Below are 19229 nucleotides of genomic sequence, written 5' to 3'. Positions count from 1 at the left end.
CTCCTATTGTGCCCGCAGGGTCAGCCGCGGTGCTGGTTTCGATGTCGGAATATTGTCACGATTAAGTAGCCACGAGGCGATATCGCGGAAGATAGGTGCCGCCGACTGGCCGCCGCCTCCATTGTCCTCCACGCCGGACTTGGGCTCATCCAGCATGACTGCAACAACGAAGCGCGGATCATCGGCCGGTGCAATGCCGGCAAAGGTGATCCAATAGGCGGAATTCGAATACGCCCCGGTATTTGGGTCCACCTTCTGGGCCGTACCGGTCTTGCCAGAAAGCTGATAACCCTTAAGCTGCGCATTGCCGGCCGTACCGTTTTGCAGGCCTGCATCATCGTCTTGGAAGACGGCGCGGAACATATCCACCGTAGTCTTGGCGGTCTCCGGGCTTACCACCTGGTTCTTTTCCGGTTCCTCTAGCTTTTCGTCCTTGCCATCCGGCCCCTTGACCGAGTCAATGATGCGCGGCTCGATACGCTCGCCACCATTGGCCAACGCTTGATACACGCTGGCCATCTGCAAGGTGGTCCACGACTGGCCCTGACCAATAGGCAGGTTAGCGAAGGTGCCGCCGGACCATTGCTCCAAGTCCGGCACGCTACCGGCCGATTCATTCGGCAGCTCAACGCCGGTGGTATTGCCCAACCCAAACTTCTTGAGGTACTCGGCGTACTTTTCCTGGCCCAATTTATCGGCGATCATCAAGGTGCCGACGTTGGAGGATTTACCAAAGATGCCGGTGGTCGTATACGGCTCGGTGCCGTGCTCCCATGCATCGTTGACCGTCACGCCCGCCATATCGATGGAGCCGGGGACCTGATGCACCTCATCCGGGGTGGTCACACCCTCCTGCAGTGCAGCAGCCGCGGTAACCACCTTGGCTACAGAACCCGGCTCATAAGGATGGGAGACGCTGCGGTTTTCAAAGTCCTTGCCTTCATCGAGCTGATCCTCAACATTCTTATTGGGATCCACGGTATCGGTATTGGCCATGGCAAGCACCTGGCCGGTGGCAGCATCGAGGACCACTGCTTCCGCACCAGAAGCCTTGGAGTTGGCCTTAGCCTTCTCCAACTTTTGCTGAACGTAAGTCTGCAGGTCCAGATCCAAAGTGAGGGTGACGTCGCGACCATCAACGGTATCCACGACGTCGCGCAGCGTGCCTGGAATCACCTGGCCATCTGCGGACACGTCCTCGGTGGACTGGCCGTCAATGCCGGTAAGTTCCGTATCGCGCGCGGCCTCGAAACCGAACTGGCCATGGCCATCCATCGACACCTTGCCCACAACGTTTTCACCAATGGCACCGTTGGGATATTGGCGGATGTCTTGGCGGTCCGCTGCCACTCCGTGGTACTTATTGGCGATCTCTACGGCAACATCCGGATCGACATTGCGCACCAGTACCTCATACTGGGTATCGGCTTTGAGCTTATTGAGGATGTCGTCCTTATCCACCTTGGAGGTCGAGGCGCCGGAATCCTCAATCAGCTTCGGGATTCCCTCAGACATGTCCTTGAGGGTCTCCTCCATCTTCTTGGTGAGGAAGCTATCCAGCTTTTTATCATCCATGCCCTCGGTCGAGCCATCTTTTTGGGCCTCGATCTCGGCCTTGTCTTTTAGCTCATCGCGCAGGCGGGTCGGCGAGACGGTCAAGGAACGAGACTTCATCGTGTAGGCCAAGCGCTGGCCATCGCGGTCTAAGATCTCTCCCCTCCGGGCCGGCTCAATATAGACGCGCTCACGCTGGGTGACGGCTTTGGCGGAAAGATCCGGGCCCCACACAAGCTGCACCCACGCCAAGCGGCCAGCGAGGACGACCATCGCCACGAGCACCACGGATACGATGATGCGCAGGCGTTTGCGCATCATTTTCTTTTGCGGCACCGCGGAGCTGGCAGAGCGGCGCGGGCGGCGCCTAGCCTTACTTGGCGTAGTCACAGTCCAGTGTCACCTTCCCTATTTCCGCCACAATTTCTTGCGTGTATTGATTGTGCCCTACAAAAGTGAGAATGCCCGCGCCACCACGCGCGAGCATCATCTTTTTCACCGATTATTCTTCCCTAGCTACTCGGCGCGGCTGGCATACGGCGCACGGGCCGGAAGGTTGGGTCGCGCATTGTTCTGGGCGGCATCAGCTTCGCCGGCCTCACGATCGGAATTACGGTCGGCATCGCCACCATTGCTGGTGCGCTGCTGTCCCTGTGGCACGGCATTGAGGGAATCCGACATCCCCTCCGTATCCTTTGGGTCGCTGGAAGCCTGGCCCGGGCGGATTGGTTCACCGTTGACATCAATGAGCTTTTCGGTATCCGGGGTGCCTTCGCGCTTGTCGACGATCTTTCCATCGCCGCCAACTTCCGCAATACCCGGCTGCTTAGGAATAGCCATTCCCATTTCATCCGCGCGGCGCGCAATATCAGCAGAAGAGCTGAGATTTTCCGCATCGCGGTTGAGGGTCTCAATCTGGTTATCCAGTTGGGAATCCTGCACGGTGAGCTGCTGGATGGCAAAGGTTTGCTTGGTAGACAGACCAGACAGCCACATGGCCAAGGCCACACCGACGATAAGCAGGGTGAGGGAAATGACGCCCAACCGGGTAAGGAGCCCGTTCTTCTTCGTTTGCGGCTGCAGCTGGCGTCCGCGGAAGCTCACTACTTGCTTCGAACCTAGGCGCTTCGTGCTGCGGTGCGGCACGCGAGTGCGGCTCGGAGCACGCTTAGTGCTGGGACGCTCGCGCAGCGCCGTCGGGGCTCCGGTATCGATTCCGGTGGTGAAGTCTCGGCTGGCGCCCATGGTGCGAGTGGCCTCTCTGTCGCGGCTGTCAGTCTTTAGGTGGTTGCGGCGTGGGATGGTGCTCATTGCCTGCCTCCCGGCGGTAGAAATTCTGGCATTCCCTCGAGTCTTTCGATGGCACGAACACGCACCGACGCAGCTCGCGAATTTTCCACAATTTCCTCTTCAGAGGCCTTTTCCGCCCCGCGCGTAACGATCTTGAACTTCGGCGCGGTGCCCGGAAGATCCATCGGCAACCCAGCCGGCGTCTTGGAAGTGGTCAGTTCTTTGAAGGCTGCTTTAACGATGCGGTCTTCCAAAGATTGGTAGCTCATGAATACGGCACGGCCACCTTCTGAAAGCGCCTGGGTTATGACCGGCAGGACATTTTCGATAGCCTCCAACTCGCGATTGACCTCAACCCGCAGCGCCTGAAAGGTGCGCTTGGCGGGGTGCCCTCCGGTACGGCGGGTCGCAGCGGGAATGACATCATATAGCAGCTCAACGAGCCGCGCGGAGTTCTCGAAAGGCTCCTTGTCGCGCTCTTTCAACACGGCGGAGGCAATTTTTCCCGCGAAACGCTCATCACCGTAGGTTTTGAGGACGCGAGCCAAATCGCCGTGCGAATAGGTATTGAGTACATCTGCCGCAGTAATCCCTTGCGAAGGGTCCATGCGCATATCCAGCGGTGCATCCGCCTTATAAGCGAATCCGCGGTCAGCCTGGTCTAGCTGCATGGAGGAAACACCAAGGTCAAAAAGAGCGCCGGCAATGCCTACGGTGCGGGCCGAATCAAAGATATCGCCCTCCCCTTCCGCGATGGCGCTGCCCAGCTCATCGAATCGTGCATTAACACCAACGAAGCGATCGCCGTAGGGCGCAAGACGTTCGGTGGCATTGCGCAGCGCCTGCTTATCGCGGTCAACGCCAATGACTCGAGCTTTGGGGAAAGATTCCAGGAAGTAGCGAGTGTGACCGCCGGCGCCCAAGGTGGCGTCGACAAGCACGGCCTTATCCCCCGCCGCCTCTACCTGGGGGCGCAGGAGATCGGCCATGCGCTCGCGCATGACTGGCACGTGGCCGTGGTTATCCGCCACGTCATAATTAAGGTCTTTAGTAGCCATGTCTCCCCGCAACCCCCTTTCTCAAATTCCCTGACTTCCAGTGGTGGAAAGCATGCGAGTGCGTATAGGGCCCTGTCCGAGGCAGGTTTCTGATATCGGGGAAGTACACCAGAATCATCCGCCTCGGACAGAGTCCTTACACGCACTCTTGTGCAGGCTTAGAGCAAGCCCGCCAGTACGTCATCGGCATCTGCTGCCGAATAAGCATCTTCAGTTTGCGACTGGTACTCAGCCCACGCGGCTGCGTCCCAAATTTCGAGAAAGTCCACAGAGCCAACCACAACGCACTCCTTAGACAAGTTCGCATATTCCCGATGCCCCGCAGACAACGTAATGCGCCCATGCCCGTCCGGCCGTTGTTCGTCCGCACTTGCTGCCAAGTTACGGATGAAAGCACGTGCTTCTGGGTTGGTTCGAGAAACCGCCGCAGCCTTCCGTGCGCGTGCCGCAAATTCCTCCCGTGGGTACACGGCCAGCGAGTGGTCCTGCCCCTTGGTGACCATGAGGCCACCCGCGAGTTCATCGCGAAACTTTGCCGGAAGCGTAAGACGTCCCTTGTCATCGAGCTTCGGAGTGTAGGTTCCGAGAAACATCCCGGCGTCCACCTTCCTTACTCGAAAACTCCGGATTCTCTTACTTCAGAATCGAGACCCTTGAGCCCCTCTTTCCTCCGCTGCGCCCCACTCTACCCCACTTTCCCCCACCTAACCCACTTAAAGCGGCGTGTCTCTCGGATCACTCTCGATTACGTGCAGCTAGATAATGGTTTTTCCAGTGGGAAGAAATCCCGCGAAAGGCCTTGACAGCTCACTACAATCACCCCACTCACCCCACCCGTAACACCAATATAATGCGCCCCACTCCACCCACCGACCCCATATGCTGTGTTATCGAGGACTTTTACCTAAGCCCATGGGGCAACTACCCCACGATTGCCCACCCAGCGCCTCATCCGTGGGGCAAAGTGGGGAATTTTGGCGAGATACAAAAGTGCCCCGGTTGACCCTCACTGGGTCAACCGGGGCGAACTAAATTAAAAAGCGCTAACGCTCCTCAAAGCGGCGACGGAAGTTTTCCTCCAACTTGCCACTGACTCCACCACTGCGGGACGCGGATTTCTTTGCACGAGCGCTGGAATAATGGCCCTGGGCGGAATGCCCAGATCCATCTCCGCGCAGCATCCACACACCTGCGGCAAACATCACCAAAAAGCCCGCGATAGAAAGCACGATAAACCACAGGCTTTGCTGCGCGAGAGCAACACCGCCGACAAGCATGCAAAGGCCAACGACAACGAGCGCTACACCTCGGAGGGTTACCGCACCGCCGGATCCGCCGAACGACGTAGGCTCAGAAACGGAAGCGCCAAACTTAGGATCGTCAGCAAGTAACGATTCCTCAATTTCACGGAGCGTACGCTGCTCCTGCTCAGAAAGGGACACTGTTCCTCCAACTAGGGATTGAGCTTCGGGCGGTAATGGTTCTACCTATACTAACGCCCAGAATAATCAGTATGTTCCCCAAAAGGTAGTGAGCGCCCCCACGGAGTGACTACGCAGCAAAAGCGCCGAAAGTAGTCCCTGTCTCACTTTCATCCAAAAATTGTGCGGCATGCTGCATGAGACCATAAACATATTCCTCGCTCGGCGCTTCATCCAGCCCCGAAGACACGCGCGCACGAGTCCGCGAATATCCCTTAAAGGATTCAGCCCACCGTTTGCCTTCCACACCGACGAGCGCTAACCGATCCCATGCACTGGAGGGAAGGCGGCGGCGCCGAGCCACGACAGATGCAGCTACTCGTGCGCCAGCAGTACGTAAAGCCGATTGGTACGCCACCTCTAAAGCTTGATCGAATCGTCCCTCAGCCGCATAACCGCGCGCAGCGTCTAATAATTCTCGCGCCTGGAAGAGAAAACGTGCCCGCTTGCCACCTTCTCGCCCAAGAGAATGGGTACGCGTTGCCGAAATAATCTGTGCCATTGCCTCTGTCCTTAACTAAATAAATAACGTCGTTGAACTGCCCCTGACCCTAAGCAAGCCGCTAGACATTTCACCCCCGAGCATAGTTCACCTGTTCGATTTAAGCAACGTTAATAGCTGGCCACACGCTTTTTACAGACTTCTTGTTCGATTCAATTTTGTGAATTTCGAAGAACATAGCGAGCCCTGCTTTCCCTCCGCCACAGACTTCTGGTGTCATAGGAAGAGTGAGCTTTGAAATTCGCCGCCTAACCCCGCCAGAATTCTCCCTGCTAGCCCCACAGTTGGTTGAGATTTACATCGAGGCAATGCACTACAATCCCGCAATCTTGCATAGCCGCATTTCAAGCTGGCGAAATGACGTGACCCGCCCCGGATTCGGCGCGCAGATTGTCACCCATGAAAATGGCATCGTCGGCGTGGCCTATGGGTTCTTAGGCTCCCCAGATAGCTGGTGGGACGCTGAACTTCGCCGCGGGCTCCGCCTACAAGGCGGGCCCACCGAAGAGCAGTGGGACATTGTGCGCAACTACTTTGAGCTGGCTGAGATCCACGTCTTGCCGCAGTACCAGGGGCACGGCCTAGGCAGAAAGCTTTTGGAAGGATTGCTGTGGAATGCCCCGGCGCGCTATGCGCTGTTGTCCACACCCGAGGTGCCGAACGAGGATAACGGTGCCTTCCGTCTTTATAGAGCCGTCGGCTTCTTCGATGTCCTCCGTGATCATCTCTACCCCGCCGATGCTCGCCCCTTTGCCATATTGGGCGCAAGCCTGCCGCTGTAAACCTCTGTTATTTCTTGCGCAGCCTAGCCGGTATCGTGTGGGGTGTGACTATGCAGAATATTCCTGAGCTTGCGGACATCCCCGGTGCGGTGCGCGAGGAACTCGCCACCTTTCTCGATCAACGCCGAGAGCAGGTGGCCGAAATCGGCGCCCCTGTGACCAAGGCCGTGAGCTTTTTGGAATCCTTCGTGCTTGACGGTGGCAAGCGAGTACGACCTACCTACGCCTGGGCGGGCTACCTCGCCGCAGGTCGAGGAGAAGAAGATCCCGCGGCCATGCTCCGCGCGGCCGCCTCTTTGGAATTTATCCAGGCCTGCGCCCTTATCCACGATGACATTATCGATGCTTCCAATACCCGTCGCGGCAATCCTACGGTGCACCGGGGCGTCGAAAAGCTGCACCGCGAATCGGAGTACCTAGGGGATCCAGAGTTCTTCGGCACCTCCGTGGCAATCTTGGTAGGCGATTTAGCACTGGTGTATGCAGAGGACATGTTCCAAGATTCCGGCCTGAGTGCGGCCGCTTTGCACCGTGCTCGCGGCCCCTGGCGCGGCATGCGCACTGAGGTTATCGGCGGGCAGCTCTTGGATATCTCTTTGGAGGCGGCAGGTTCCGAATCGGTAGAGCTTGCCAATTCGGTCAACCGTTATAAGACGGCCGCTTATACCATTGAACGCCCGCTGCACTTGGGCGCCGCTATCGCCGGTGCAAGCGAGGAACTTATCGCTGCCTTCCGCGGCTATGGGCACGATATTGGCATTGCCTACCAGTTGCGTGACGATCAGCTGGGTGTTTTTGGCGATCCCGCGGTGACCGGCAAACCTGCCGGTGATGACCTGCGCGAAGGCAAGCGAACCGAACTTCTAGCGCTAGCGCTCCAGCGCGCGGATGAGTCTGATCCACAAGCTGCTGCTACCTTGCGCAAGCTCATTGGCCGCACCTCAGATCCCCAGGAGCTATCGCGCTTGGCCCAGATCATCGCTGATTCGGGCGCACCAGAAGAAATTGAGCGCCGTATCGATTCCCTAACACAATCGGGACTGCAACACCTGCACTCCGCACAGGTAGATCCCGCGGTCACCGAAACCCTAGAGCAGTTGGCTATCAAGGCTACTGCTCGCCGCAAGTAGGTTGTGCCGTGGCAAAGACGTACTCTTTTCCCATTCCGCGCGCGCTGCCGCTAGGGCTATCTGCCTCCTGCATTTTACTGCTCGCGTCCTTCTCTGGCGGTGCCACCCGCAACCGTGGAGGACTCCTCGAAGCATTAAATATCGGCTTCTTGTCCTATGGACACGGGCGCAATCTCGGCCTCGCGCTGTACTGGGTGGGTATTTTCCTCTTAGCCGCAGCGTGGGTGCTAGCTGGGCGCACCATCATTCGCCCGCAGCTCAAAAATCCTCTCCCCGAGGGCGGCTTGCGCGACATCCAGCGCATCCTCATCGCCTGGGTAGCTCCCCTTTTATTAGCCGGGCCATTGGCCTCACGCGATGTGTATTCCTACCTCATGCAAGGTGCTATGGTTCGCGATGGCTTCGACCCGTATACCGAAGGTGCCGCCGTTAACCCCGGACCCTTCCTCCTTGAGGTATCTCAAGATTGGCGCAATACCACCACGCCTTATGGTCCCCTTCACCTGTGGATAGGAGAACTGGTCACCAGCCTGGTAGGCGATAACGTCACTGCAGGCGTGGTGATCTATAAGATTCTTTCTCTGCTCGGGTTTGTTACCATCGCCTGGTCAATCCCCCGCATCGCCCGCAAACTCGGCGCGGATCCTGCGGTAGCACTGTGGCTTGGTGTAGCTAATCCAGTCATTATCTTGCACCTTATCGGCGGCATGCATAATGAGTCACTCATGGTGGGGATCGTGTCTATCGGCCTGCTAGCGGCATTGCATAAGCGCTTCCACGCCGCCCTCATCCTCGTGGGCACGGCCGTGGCTATGAAGGCAACTGCGGTTATTGCGGCACCGTTTATCGTATGGATGATGCTCCACCACTACGCTCCCAAGGGCTCCAGTAAGTGGCGACAACTTGCTGTCTTTGTGCTATCTGGCATCGCCGCAGTGGCAGAAATCATCGCCGCAGTGGCCCTCATCACGTGGGTTTCCGGCACGTCGTGGGGCTGGCTATCGCAGGTAAGCGGCAATTCCAAGGTGATTAACCCGCTGGCAGGTCCCACCTTGGCCACCGATATTATCTTCCCAGCGGTACAAATATTTATGCCGGATGCGTCCTATAACGCCATCCTGGCCGTCCTGCGCAGCATCGCCATGGCTTGCATGCTCATTGGGCTGGTGGCGGTGTGGTGGCTTTGCCGCAAGGACAACCGCGACGCCATTATGGGCACCGCGGCCGCGTACCAAGTTGCCTTTGTTTTCAATGCCGTGACTCTGCCGTGGTACTACGCCTCAATCTTCACCCTGATGGGCACCTTCCGGCCGCCGCTCTGGCTTATCAAATTCACGACCGGCGTGGCCCTGTTTATCGGCGTCTCGTTCTCTGGCGATGGCAATCACCAGCTCTACAACTGGTTCTGGGTCATCGGCATGATTGTGGTGGCATGGTTTGCCACCCAGTGGATCTTTGAAGACGTGCCTAAAAAGCGGCAGCCTGCGCGCGCCGAATAACCTCGCGGGCAAGGTGACCGTGCAGGGCATCGATCGGGCGGCCCGGCAGCGAGTCATCCTCGGTAAAGAGATGCTTGAAGATTTCGTCGTCCTTATAGCCGCCGTCTGTCAACACGGTAATTGCCGCAGTTACGTGCTTGGCAATAACGCCCTTGTCGTTGAAGAAGGCTAGCGGCACGCGCTTTCCTTCTGGGGAATCCCAGGCAATAAACTTTCGGTCCTGCAGCAGGTCATAAGCGCGGGTGATGGGCAGGTCTAGCTTTTCTGCCACCTGCTGCATGCTGAGCAGTTCTTCGTTTGCGAGCAAGGAATCGAGGGATTTTTCTTGGTTAGTCACGTTCTCTACTTTAACGCGGGCTAGATGATCAGCCATACTGGGAAGCATGACTAGGTTGGAAATTGGTGACGTTCTGGAGAACCGTTACCGGATCGATCGCCCCATTGCCCGCGGTGGCATGTCTACCGTCTATCGCTGCGTGGACATGCGGCTGGGGCGAGCGGTCGCGGCCAAGGTCATGGACGAGCGCTATTCCGATGACCCGGTCTTTATCAAGCGTTTTTCTCGCGAGGCTCGCGCCATGGCCCGTCTGCAGCATCCCAATCTCGTGGCTATTCACGATTTTTCCGCTGACGGCGAGCCCATCTATCTCATCATGGAGCTCATCGATGGCGGTACGCTACGCGAGCTATTGGCTGAAGGTGGCCCCTTTCCTGTGCAGGCGGCCGCCTCTACCCTGCGCAATGTGTTGCGCGGCTTGGAAGAAGTGCACTCGACCGGGCTCATCCACCGCGACATCAAGCCCGATAATGTGCTTATTACCTCCCACCACCGGGTAAAGGTAGGCGATTTTGGGCTGGTACGTGCCACCAATGCCGAGGCTACCTCGGACATGATCGTGGGCACCGTATCCTATCTCGCGCCGGAGCAGGTCACGGGCGAAGAAATTACGCCGGCCTCTGATGTCTATTCAGCCGGCATTGTCCTCTTCGAGCTTCTTACCGGCACCGTTCCTTTCTCGGGGGATACTCCCCTAGCGCATGCCACGGCCCGTTTGGATTCCGATGTCCCCGCGCCGTCCTCGCGGATTTCTGGGGTGCCCAAGCTTGTCGACGCCCTCGTGGCCACCGCCACCGCCCGCGATCCCCGCGAGCGCTTCGCCGACGCCGGAGAATTCCTCGAGGCGCTCGATGATGTCTGCCGGGAGCTTGATCTCCCGGACGTGACCATCCCTGTGCCAAGAAACGCTGCCGCGGCGCGCACGGCACAAGCACCTACGGATTTTTCGGGCACTGGAGCCACTGAGATTTTCGAACCTACCCGGAGCATTCCACAGGGTGAAACGGAGCATCTCGACGGTGGCCCGACAGAAGTCATCCCACCGCAGCGACTTAGCTTTGAGACGAAACTGGATTTGCCACAGGCCGGGGCCGCTCCAGAACCGGAGCCGCAATCATTGTCACGCCCCCAAGCACAGCCGTTTTCCGCACCCGAGCCCCCACTCGAACCATTTGCCCCAGCAGCTGCCTCTGCGCCTGCACCGGTACCTGCTTCTGTCCCCGAGCAACCGGTCCAGAACGCGCATGAAGAACCCGCCGAGCGTCCGCTGACCAACCGCAATCCACTGTCACTAGTGCTCTACCTAGTAGTGGTCGCGATTGCTGTGGGCGCGGTGGCTATCGGCGGGTGGTGGTTCGGCTCCTCGCTATACGGCATGACGCCGAACCTGTGGATTTAGTTACGTAGCATCTCCGCGATGAGGAAGGACAGCTCGAGCGACTGCTGCGTATTAAGGCGCGGATCCACGGCCGACTCGTAGCGGCCCGACAGATCCACGTCGGTAATGTCCTCGGCGCCGCCCAAGCACTCGGTGACGTCTTCACCGGTGAACTCAAGGTGTACGCCACCCGGGTGGGTGCCCAGTTCGCGGTGAACCTCGAAGAAGCCTTGGACCTCATCCACAATCTTGTCAAAGTGGCGAGTCTTGTAGCCATTGGAGGCGGTGAAGGTATTGCCGTGCATCGGGTCGGACTGCCATACCACCTTGTGGCCGGAGTCTTCCACTGCTTTGACAATGGCAGGCAGAACCGTGCGCACCTTATCGTGGCCCATGCGCGAGATCATGGTCAGGCGCCCCGGCTCGCGATTCGGGTCCAGCCTTTCCGCATACTCCACGGCCTGCTCCGGGGTGACGCCCGGCCCCAGCTTGATGCCCACTGGGTTACCAATCATCGCCGCAAAGTTCACGTGGAAATCTTCGATGCCACGAGTGCGCTCACCAATCCATACCTGGTGCGCAGAGAGATCGTAGAGCTTGGTATCGCCGTTATTGTCCTGGCCCAAGCGCAGCATGGAGCGCTCGTAGTCCTTCAGCAATGCCTCGTGCGAGCAGTAGATATCGGCTGAACGCAGGGTGTCATCGTGCACGCCGCAGGCATTCATGAAGTTCAAACCGTTTTCGATCTCCCGGGCCAAGTCCTGGTAGCGAGCACCAGCGCGGGACTTGCGCACGAACTCGCGGTTCCACTCATGCAGGCGGTAAAGATCCGCAGTGCCGGAAGAGGTCAAAGAACGCACCAGGTTCATTGCCGCCGAAGAGTTCGCGTAAGCGCGGATCATTCGGGCCGGGTCGTGGCGACGAGCCTCATCGGTCGGCTCCACGCCATTGACAATGTCACCGCGGTAATTCAACAAACCATTGGAGTCCGTATCGGAAGAACGTGGCTTGGCGTACTGGCCGGCGATGCGTCCGAGTTTAACCACGGGCACGGATGCGCCGTAGGTCAACACCACGGCCATCTGCAGCAGCGTTTTCACATTGCCACGGATATGCGGCTCAGTATTGGACTCAAAGGTTTCCGCGCAATCGCCACCCTGCAGCAAAAAGGCGTTACCCAAGGCAACGTCTGCCAGCTTCTTCTTGAGCGCCTCGATCTCGGGCGCAACCACGATGGGCGGCACGGACTCGAGAATCTTGCGCACGTTATCGGCCTGGGAAGTATCCCAGCTGGGCTGCTGCTTTGCGTCACGCTTGATGACGTCCTGGAAGACCTCGTCAATGCCGGCGGGCAATGGCGGAAGGTCTGGCAGTACGCCTTGCGGAATATCTACTGTCCAACTCACACTGCTATTTAACCATCAAGCGCCTATCGCGCGTTAGTTAAATTCTAGATATTAATTCTATTGCCCTTTGACAGCGGAAGCACTTGGGCGCAGGCACGGAACTTGGCGAGGTTATGGCGGGCGTCGACAAGCGCATCGTGATTGCCCTTAGGGACAGCCGGCAGGCTGGGACGCCCCGCAAACTCCCAGTACTGCTTCAGCTCGCGGGTATAGCGGGGCATGCGTTTAGGCAGTCCAGCCATATCGCCCCATAGCTGCGCCAAAACCACATGATCATAAGCGCCTACCCACGCCCATAGCTCTACCGGAGTTGAGCTTTGGGTCAAGAACTCGAAGACCTCCGTGCGAATGGTCTCCAGAGGTTTCCACACTGGGTCCCGCGGGCTGGGCAGCTTGGCCAATACATTGTCTTTGACCCAAGAATTGGCCTTGGACGGATCGAAATCCGTAGACACGGCGTAGTACTCGCTGCCATTCTCACCGACGATGCCGATGGAGACCAATTCAATGGTTTGTCCATCTTCGATAAATTCGGTGTCATAGAAGTAGCGCACGTCTCCCAAGCCTACTGCCGCCTAGTCTGCGGCGATAAATTGGCCCCTTAAAGAGACGGTTGTACACTTCTGGCGTGAAGAAATCTTTGTGGTTTACTGCTTTGCCCTTGTGCCTCTCTGCCCTCGTGGCCCTCTGGTGGCTCATCGATATCCCGGAGCTTTTCTCTGGTCATTTTTCCACGTATTACCACATTGACTTGGACGTTTACCGCGAAGGCGGGGCCGGCTTTGGCAGCGACCTCTATGCCAAGGACTACCTCGTTGGCAGCAATCGCGATGTCTCCCTTCCCTTCACCTATCCGCCTTTTGCGGCGCTGCTCTTTGCCCCACTGAGCTGGATTCCCCTCACTGCTGCAAGCATCCTGGTTTCTATAGCCTCCTTTCTTGCGCTGTGGTGCTGCGTAGCCTTGGTCCTGCGTGCCGTTGATTGCCCTGGCTGGGCGGGCTGGGCGCTTCTAGCAGCGATGCTTACTGAGCCGGTAACGGAGACCTTTAGCTTCGGTCAGGTCAATATCCTGCTTACCGCACTCGTTGTGGTCGATATTCTCTGGCTGCGCCCCGGCCGTGGCAGGGGCGTGCTTACCGGTATCGCTATGGCGATCAAGCTCACCCCTGCGGTATTCCTTGCCGTATTTTTCGTTCGCCGTGAATGGCGCGCATTTTTCAGCGCCCTCGGTTCCTTCCTGGCAGCCGGGCTCATCGCCTTCGCCTGCAATCCCCATAGCTCCATCCAGTACTGGAGCGAAACGCTGCGCGATTCCAACCGCATCGGTGGACTTGCCTATAGCTCCAACCAATCTCTGCGCGGTTTGTTTAGCCGCCTAGTCCCCGAACACGCTGAAAAGCTGTGGCTCGTGGCCGTTGTTCTCGTCGTCGCCATCGTGTGGTTTGCCATGGAGCGCCTCTCCCAGGAGAACCAGGCGGTACTCATGTTCCTGGCCGCTTCAGTATCGCTCCTGTGCTCGCCAGTGTCATGGTCGCATCACTTCACTTGGTTGGTATTGGCGGGTGTGCTGCTAGTGGCGCAGCACCACTGGGCGCTCGGTGCGCTGACATGGCTGGCGCTTTTGGCCCGCGGTCATTGGCTCGTCCCCCACGCCAATGACCAAGAGCTGTACTGGGCATGGTGGCAGCATATCGTGGGCAACGACTACGCCATCGTTACCGCTCTGCTGGTTCTTTGCTCGCTACCATTGGCTCTACGACGGGCCGGCGCTTATCAATCCGCGGCGGAACCAGCGTCCAGCCAAGGATAGGGACCTTCCCCAAGGCCCAAAGCGCTACCGATGCCGCAGCGGAGTAGAAGAAGCACATTCCGATCCAGAACCAGGTATTTTCCATCGGCCACTGGCCAGCAAGGCTCACCACATAATCGCGGTGGGCCATGAAGAAGCCGTACCCCAGCGTCATGCCGATTGGATGGGCCAAGTAAATGGGCAGGGTATGCCGGCCCACGAACTTTACAAAAGTGGACAGAGCCGGAACATGGCTAATAAGGACAGCACCAACGATGCCCGCTGGGGTTTCAAGCGTCTGCTCCGCAAAGCGGATCAACAGGTCTAGATCGCCTCGGCCAAGAATGTCCCCGCCTGGAAGTGGCCACTGCACCGCTACCTCGCCTTCGACGGCATTCCAGGTGTGCCGGATGGTAAGTCCCGCGATGTAGCTGATAAGTGCCGCACCATATGCCCACATAGAGCCCTTGCGGAAGGTGCCTTTGAAGGGTGCTTCGGCGGCGTCGGCAAACCGCGTAATAGGCCCGCGCAAATAGGCCGCACCGACGAAGATGGGCAAGAACATGATTGCCTTGCCAATAAAGTAGTAATGATGCTGCCACGCTATAAACAGCAGCGGCGCAAAGCTCAGGCCAATGCCTGCCCACGCGGGCAACTTGCGTACGGCCCACAAAAATATATTGAAAAAGATAAGCGCGTGAATGAACCACGCCATGGTATGGCCCAGCAGCAAGTTATAGAGCAGATCAGTAAGCTGCAGATAGGGATCACCAAATACCCAGTGGTACTCGATGCGCTTAGTCCACAGCTCAACGGTCATCCACACCGTATAGGGCACGAGGAAGAACCACAGGCGGCGGGTAAAAAGCTCGCTGAATGAATAGCGAAAGATCTTGGTAGAGAAATAGCCGGATACGAGGAAAAACAAGGGCAGGCGAAGGGGATCCAGCCACATGTTTAGGTCAGCCAACCACGTTAGCTCACCTTCCGGAACCACCAGCGTGACGTGCAAGAGCACCACGCCGATAATGGATACGCCTTTAGCGGTATCTGGCCAAGCTAAGCGGGCCTTGGGAATAGTGATTACCTCCCCTTGTATTCAGCGCCGGCGGGGTAACCATGGCCGGCTTTGAGCGAAGCCTTCACATCGGAGGCGTACACATCAACATAAGGCTTATCGCTCAGCTCGGCCAAATTGCGCATCACAAAGTCGGTGAAGGCGCGGATAGTCTCATGCTCGGCCGGATTCATCCCGCGCTCCTTGGCCCACTCATGCGGCCAGATGGGGTCTCCTACCCGCACGCCAACCTTGAAGGGGCGGGGAATCCACGAGCCAATGGGATTGGCCTTGCGCGAATTGATCATCGCGATGGGAAATACTGGCTGATTAGTCTCCATGGCGATGCGCGCCATGCCGGTGCGTCCCCTGTACACGCGGCCATCTGGGGAACGAGTTCCTTCCGGATAGATACCGAAGAGATCGCCGCGGGACAAAATACCTTCTGCGGTTTCCACAATGGCGTCGCCAGCGTCCTCGCTATCGCGCTCGATAGGGACTTGCCCTACCGAGGTAAAGAACCACTTTTGCAGGCTGCCAACAAGGCCAGGAGTGGTGAAGTACTCCGACTTAGCCGGGAAAGTGATCTGACGTGGGCATACCAAAGGAAAGAAGAAGGAATCCATGACAGCCTGGTGATTCGACACCAAAATCGCAGGGCCTTCAGCGGGGATTTTCTCGATGCCCTCACTCCACGGGCGATTCCATACTCGCAGGGCAGGTCCGAAAAAGATGTGCTTAAAAGCCCAGTACCACTTGTTTTTCATCGCCAGGTCGTCCTTTGTTAGTTTTAACGGCCGCTGCGGGCCAAATCGGCTACGCCAATCATACCCGCTGCCGACCCTAATTCTGCGGTGGCAACACGTGCGAGGGGACGATGCCCTGCCCCGACAATATCCTGTCCCATGGCTTGGGCAGCGCCCTCGAGGTAGAGGTCAGCATCTTGGGATACGCCGCCGCCGAGCACGATGAGCTCCGGATCCAAAACATCAGCGACAATGGATAGGCCCTGGCCCAGCCACCGGCTGAAGTCTTCCATCACCGCGACGGCAAGTGGATCTCCGCGCCGCGCCGCCTGGGTAATTTCCTTGCCTGTGGGATCAGCCGGCAGCGAGGTCTCATAGCTTCCACGCAGATCAGCGCAGGTATCCGGCAACGCGGTACCGGAGGCATAACGTTCCAAGCAGCCTCGCTTGCCGCAGGAGCACTGCCGACCATTGGGGACCACCACGATATGCCCAAATTCTGGGGCGGTACCAAACGCACCGCGGTAGATGGTGTCATGCGTCATCAACGTCGCGCCAATTCCTGTTCCTACCGCAAAGAAAACCCAATCCTCTGCTCCGCGGCCAGCTCCAAAGCACCACTCACCCCACGCGGCGGAATTGGCATCATGCTCCAAACGCACGTGCATACCGAGCTTCTGCGAAAGCGATTCTCGGACGTTGGCGTGCCGCCAGGGAAGGTGCGGGGCGAAGCGCACTACCTCACACGTAGGATCCAAAAATCCCGCCAAGGCGAGGCCGACGGCGTCCACCTCATAGTCGGCGCGCAGCTCATCGACGATGCCCACAATGTCCGCTTCCAGCTGCTCGACGTCCATGGAAGTGGGAACCGTGCGGCTCGCGAGGATCTCACCCTCCCGAGTGATCACTCCGCCGCGCACGTTGGTGCCACCGACGTCGAAGCCGATAGTCAGATCGGCGGAGTTCTTCTTAAGCATGCATAACAGAATATACCGACAACCGGGTTAGGGTCACATCAAGACATCAGCTGCCGCAATCGCTGCCCCATTATCCGCCACGTCCAATTCTCTTCCACATGGCGACGCCCCGCCTGCCCCATGTGAAGCCTACGCTGCGGGTCGGCCAAAAGAGCTTTCAACGCTTCAGCTAGTTCCGGCACAGAGGCGCCCTTGACGACGACTCCCGTCTCCCCCGTCACCGTCTCTGGTGCACCACCGGAGTCTCCGGCGACAACTGGCAGGCCGCACGCTTGGGCCTCCAAATAGACGATTCCCAAGCCCTCTACGTCTAGCCCACCGCCACGAGTGCGTGCCGGCATGGCAAAAACATCCGCTGCGTGCAAAGCAGTCTCAATGCTTTCCGCTTCCTGAATCACTGCGTCTGGACAGTAGATTTCCGCCAGCTGCTCTAAAGCCGCGCGGTAGCGTCCGCGCCCAATAAGCAGTAGCTGTGCATCCGGAAATTCTTCACGCACGAGAGGCATAGCGCGTAGAAGCTGATCCTGCCCCTTGCGTGGAACGAACCGCGAAATGCAAACGATGGTCGGCCCGCTGACTCCGAACTCTGCTTTTGCCGCTGCGCGTTGCTCCGGCGTGGCCGGAGAAAGGCCCTCCACGCTCACTCCGGAAGGCAGGTGCTCCCAGCGCGGATTCGGTCCAAATGGTCGACGCAACCGACGCAGGGTGTAGTCGGAGATATAGGTAATCACGTCAGCATAGTCACCAATGCGGCGCAGGCACTGCCGAGCAACGGGCACCATTGACCACCCCACTTCGTGCCCGTGCGTCGTAGCTACCACACGGGCGGCCCCCGCCTCCTTTGCGGCCTTGCCCATCAAAGCAAGGGGCGCGGCTGCACCAAACCAGACGATGTCAATATTTTCTGTGCGGATGATCTCCTGCATCCGACGAACCGTGGCGGGCGTCGGCAACATCACACGGCGAGGCCAGCGGATGACCTTGTAGTCCACCGCGGCATCGAATTCCGCCGGTGATTCCTGGGTTGAGGCAAAGACTACGACATCGCGCGGATCTAAGGTTGCTACGAAATCGCGCAGGTAAGACTGAATCCCGCCAATCTTGGGCGGGAAGTCATTAGTTACCAGCAGAACGCGGGCCACTTAGTACCGCGCCGTTCCGGTAATCGGCATGGAATTCAGCGGTACTACCTGAACAGGCACGCCATAGGTAGAGGCATGGACCACCTGGCCATCACCGATGTACATGCCGACATGCGTTACTCCCGGATAATAGCCCACGATATCGCCTGGCTGCAGGTCTTCCAGCGGTACCGATGTGCCACCGGCAATCTGAGCTTGAGACGTGCGCGGAATGGACTTACCAATCTGCTGATACGCCCAGAACATCAATCCAGAGCAGTCGAACTGATCGGGTCCAGCCGCACCCCAGCCATATGGGGCGCCCAGCTTCGACAAGGCAGCCGAGGCAGCACCATCAGCTACCTCACCTAGATCCATATCCGGCTTATCAGATCCGCCGAACTGGCCTTCCCAGGCCTCGCGTTGCTGTTCATCGAGGGCGTCCACCTGCTTCTCGATGTCCTTTTGCTGCTCTTCCAGTTCCTTCTTTTCCTTGAGAAGCTCTTCGCGCTGCTCTTCCAGCGCCTTCTTTTCCTCGCGCACCTTGGTAGCGGCGTCGGCAGCCTTATGCTTTTCCTCTTCCGCCATGGACGCGGCATCAGCCTTCGCATCAAGGGTGCGCTGGGCCTGGCGAGACAGTGCTCCGAGGTAGCCCATGCGCTCTACGGCATCGGAGGGATCTTCTGCAGCCAAGGCACCAGACACTGCCGAACGGGAATCACCGCGGTAGCGCGACTGTGCGATGCCATTGACACGGTCCTGCTGGGTGGAAACATCCCCCTTCGCATCGTCCGCACGCATCTGCGCCTCAGCGGCGGCCTGCTCGGATTCAGCAACCTCAGCCTGCTTCTCCTCAAGCTTGATCTCGAGCTCTTTTACTTCTTCGTTCTTGGCAGAAACCTTGCGCGCAACTTCTCCTACGCGCTCCACCAAGGCGTCTACATTTTCGGTGGCACTCTCCTGTTGTGGAGCGGCCTCCTGCGCAACAACCTGCGAAATCCCAGAAACCGATGTAACAGAAAGAGCCGCTGCAACTGCAGCTGCAGGAAGTACTCGTTTAGACACGTAAGGACCCTTAGACTAAGAAAATTTTAAAATCGTACTAACTATAGCGGGTTTTAC

At 58.2% G+C, this 19229-nt stretch carries 19 protein-coding genes; 5 read left to right on the top strand and 14 right to left on the bottom strand.

From position 1 onward, the window contains the following. Nucleotides 1–3: 3 nt before the first annotated feature. The 6 genes from QP915_RS05685 to QP915_RS05660 all read right to left on the bottom strand — a co-directional run bounded on the left by QP915_RS05685 (nt 4) and on the right by QP915_RS05660 (nt 5885). Complete coding sequence (locus QP915_RS05685; RefSeq protein ID WP_370658848.1) at nt 4–1875, bottom strand: peptidoglycan D,D-transpeptidase FtsI family protein; 1872 nt, start codon at nt 1873–1875, stop codon at nt 4–6. A 195-nt stretch (nt 1876–2070) separates the two neighbouring features. Then, on the bottom strand, nt 2071–2865 hold the full coding sequence (gene ftsL, locus QP915_RS05680; protein ID WP_284768531.1) for a cell division protein FtsL: 795 nt from the start codon (nt 2863–2865) through the stop codon (nt 2071–2073). Beyond that, nucleotides 2862–3902, bottom strand: coding sequence for a 16S rRNA (cytosine(1402)-N(4))-methyltransferase RsmH (gene rsmH / locus QP915_RS05675; RefSeq protein ID WP_284768530.1), 1041 nt, complete (start codon nt 3900–3902; stop codon nt 2862–2864). The genes ftsL and rsmH overlap by 4 nt, the downstream gene beginning before the upstream one ends. 158 nt (nt 3903–4060) lie before the next feature. Next, a complete protein-coding gene (mraZ, locus tag QP915_RS05670) occupies nt 4061–4495 on the bottom strand; it encodes a division/cell wall cluster transcriptional repressor MraZ (RefSeq protein WP_005324499.1) in 435 nt (144 codons plus the stop codon). A gap of 450 nt (nt 4496–4945) precedes the next feature. Further along, nucleotides 4946–5344: a DUF3040 domain-containing protein gene (locus QP915_RS05665; RefSeq protein ID WP_239278959.1), complete on the bottom strand. Its 399-nt coding sequence runs from the start codon at nt 5342–5344 to the stop codon at nt 4946–4948. A gap of 109 nt (nt 5345–5453) precedes the next feature. Beyond that, nucleotides 5454–5885 (bottom strand): SAV_6107 family HEPN domain-containing protein, encoded by a 432-nt coding sequence (locus QP915_RS05660; RefSeq protein ID WP_239278961.1) that lies wholly within the window; start codon nt 5883–5885, stop codon nt 5454–5456. Nucleotides 5886–6112: 227 nt separating this feature from the next. On the opposite strand from QP915_RS05660, the gene QP915_RS05655 reads away from it, so the two are divergent. The 3 genes from QP915_RS05655 to QP915_RS05645 are packed head-to-tail and all read left to right on the top strand — an operon-like array spanning nt 6113 to nt 9296. Beyond that, nucleotides 6113–6667, top strand: a complete 555-nt coding sequence (locus QP915_RS05655) for a GNAT family N-acetyltransferase (protein WP_239278962.1) — start codon at nt 6113–6115, stop codon at nt 6665–6667. Nucleotides 6668–6717: 50 nt separating this feature from the next. Then, complete coding sequence (locus QP915_RS05650) at nt 6718–7797, top strand: polyprenyl synthetase family protein (protein WP_239278979.1); 1080 nt, start codon at nt 6718–6720, stop codon at nt 7795–7797. 8 nt (nt 7798–7805) lie between these two features. After that, the gene (locus QP915_RS05645; RefSeq protein WP_284768527.1) at nt 7806–9296 is read left to right on the top strand and encodes an alpha-(1->6)-mannopyranosyltransferase A; all 1491 of its coding nucleotides are present in this window, start codon (nt 7806–7808) and stop codon (nt 9294–9296) included. Here QP915_RS05645 and QP915_RS05640 read toward each other — a convergent pair. Next, nucleotides 9265–9669 (bottom strand): Rv2175c family DNA-binding protein, encoded by a 405-nt coding sequence (locus QP915_RS05640; protein ID WP_080970387.1) that lies wholly within the window; start codon nt 9667–9669, stop codon nt 9265–9267. The genes QP915_RS05645 and QP915_RS05640 overlap by 32 nt on opposite strands. Nucleotides 9670–9679: 10 nt before the next feature. Here QP915_RS05640 and QP915_RS05635 point away from each other — a divergent pair, with 10 nt between their 5' ends. After that, on the top strand, nt 9680–11032 hold the full coding sequence (locus tag QP915_RS05635; RefSeq protein WP_284768524.1) for a protein kinase domain-containing protein: 1353 nt from the start codon (nt 9680–9682) through the stop codon (nt 11030–11032). Here QP915_RS05635 and QP915_RS05630 read toward each other — a convergent pair. Further along, entirely contained in the window at nt 11029–12417 is a 1389-nt protein-coding gene (locus tag QP915_RS05630) for a class II 3-deoxy-7-phosphoheptulonate synthase (RefSeq protein ID WP_284768522.1), read from the bottom strand. The genes QP915_RS05635 and QP915_RS05630 overlap by 4 nt on opposite strands. Nucleotides 12418–12461: 44 nt before the next feature. Then, nucleotides 12462–12971, bottom strand: a complete 510-nt coding sequence (locus QP915_RS05625) for a polyadenylate-specific 3'-exoribonuclease AS (protein WP_049377664.1) — start codon at nt 12969–12971, stop codon at nt 12462–12464. A 74-nt stretch (nt 12972–13045) separates the two neighbouring features. Here QP915_RS05625 and QP915_RS05620 point away from each other — a divergent pair, with 74 nt between their 5' ends. Then, complete coding sequence (locus QP915_RS05620) at nt 13046–14227, top strand: glycosyltransferase 87 family protein (RefSeq protein ID WP_284768520.1); 1182 nt, start codon at nt 13046–13048, stop codon at nt 14225–14227. On the opposite strand, the gene QP915_RS05615 is transcribed toward QP915_RS05620, so the two are convergent. The 5 genes from QP915_RS05615 to QP915_RS05595 form a co-directional block, all read right to left on the bottom strand. Continuing rightward, entirely contained in the window at nt 14133–15227 is a 1095-nt protein-coding gene (locus tag QP915_RS05615; RefSeq protein WP_284768517.1) for an acyltransferase family protein, read from the bottom strand. The genes QP915_RS05620 and QP915_RS05615 overlap by 95 nt on opposite strands. A gap of 62 nt (nt 15228–15289) precedes the next feature. Further along, nucleotides 15290–16030 carry a lysophospholipid acyltransferase family protein gene (locus QP915_RS05610; RefSeq protein ID WP_284768515.1) on the bottom strand — a complete coding sequence of 247 codons (741 nt, stop codon included), beginning with the start codon at nt 16028–16030 and terminating at the stop codon, nt 15290–15292. A gap of 23 nt (nt 16031–16053) precedes the next feature. Next, on the bottom strand, nt 16054–16986 hold the full coding sequence (locus tag QP915_RS05605; RefSeq protein WP_225746707.1) for an ROK family protein: 933 nt from the start codon (nt 16984–16986) through the stop codon (nt 16054–16056). A gap of 38 nt (nt 16987–17024) precedes the next feature. Next, complete coding sequence (locus QP915_RS05600) at nt 17025–18128, bottom strand: glycosyltransferase family 4 protein (protein WP_284768513.1); 1104 nt, start codon at nt 18126–18128, stop codon at nt 17025–17027. Beyond that, nucleotides 18129–19172, bottom strand: a complete 1044-nt coding sequence (locus tag QP915_RS05595; RefSeq protein WP_284768511.1) for a C40 family peptidase — start codon at nt 19170–19172, stop codon at nt 18129–18131. Nucleotides 19173–19229 lie beyond the last annotated feature (57 nt).

This window comes from Corynebacterium sp. MSK158 (assembly GCF_030229085.1).
Lineage (GTDB): Bacteria > Actinomycetota > Actinomycetes > Mycobacteriales > Mycobacteriaceae > Corynebacterium.
Note: the sequence above shows the minus strand (reverse complement) of the source record. Positions and strands in the feature narration are given on the sequence as shown.

What these genes read in the sequence shown, in the direction of transcription:
- mraZ (WP_005324499.1), bottom strand. Translation starts at nt 4,495, where the DNA reads ATGTTTCTCGGAACCTACACTCCGAAGCTCGATGACAAGGGACGTCTT.
- QP915_RS05635 (WP_284768524.1), top strand. Translation starts at nt 9,680, where the DNA reads ATGACTAGGTTGGAAATTGGTGACGTTCTGGAGAACCGTTACCGGATC.
- QP915_RS05640 (WP_080970387.1), bottom strand. Translation starts at nt 9,669, where the DNA reads ATGGCTGATCATCTAGCCCGCGTTAAAGTAGAGAACGTGACTAACCAA.
- QP915_RS05685 (WP_370658848.1), bottom strand. Translation starts at nt 1,875, where the DNA reads ATGATGCGCAAACGCCTGCGCATCATCGTATCCGTGGTGCTCGTGGCG.
- QP915_RS05605 (WP_225746707.1), bottom strand. Translation starts at nt 16,986, where the DNA reads ATGCTTAAGAAGAACTCCGCCGATCTGACTATCGGCTTCGACGTCGGT.
- ftsL (WP_284768531.1), bottom strand. Translation starts at nt 2,865, where the DNA reads ATGAGCACCATCCCACGCCGCAACCACCTAAAGACTGACAGCCGCGAC.
- rsmH (WP_284768530.1), bottom strand. Translation starts at nt 3,902, where the DNA reads ATGGCTACTAAAGACCTTAATTATGACGTGGCGGATAACCACGGCCAC.
- QP915_RS05660 (WP_239278961.1), bottom strand. Translation starts at nt 5,885, where the DNA reads ATGGCACAGATTATTTCGGCAACGCGTACCCATTCTCTTGGGCGAGAA.
- QP915_RS05650 (WP_239278979.1), top strand. Translation starts at nt 6,718, where the DNA reads ATGCAGAATATTCCTGAGCTTGCGGACATCCCCGGTGCGGTGCGCGAG.
- QP915_RS05610 (WP_284768515.1), bottom strand. Translation starts at nt 16,030, where the DNA reads ATGAAAAACAAGTGGTACTGGGCTTTTAAGCACATCTTTTTCGGACCT.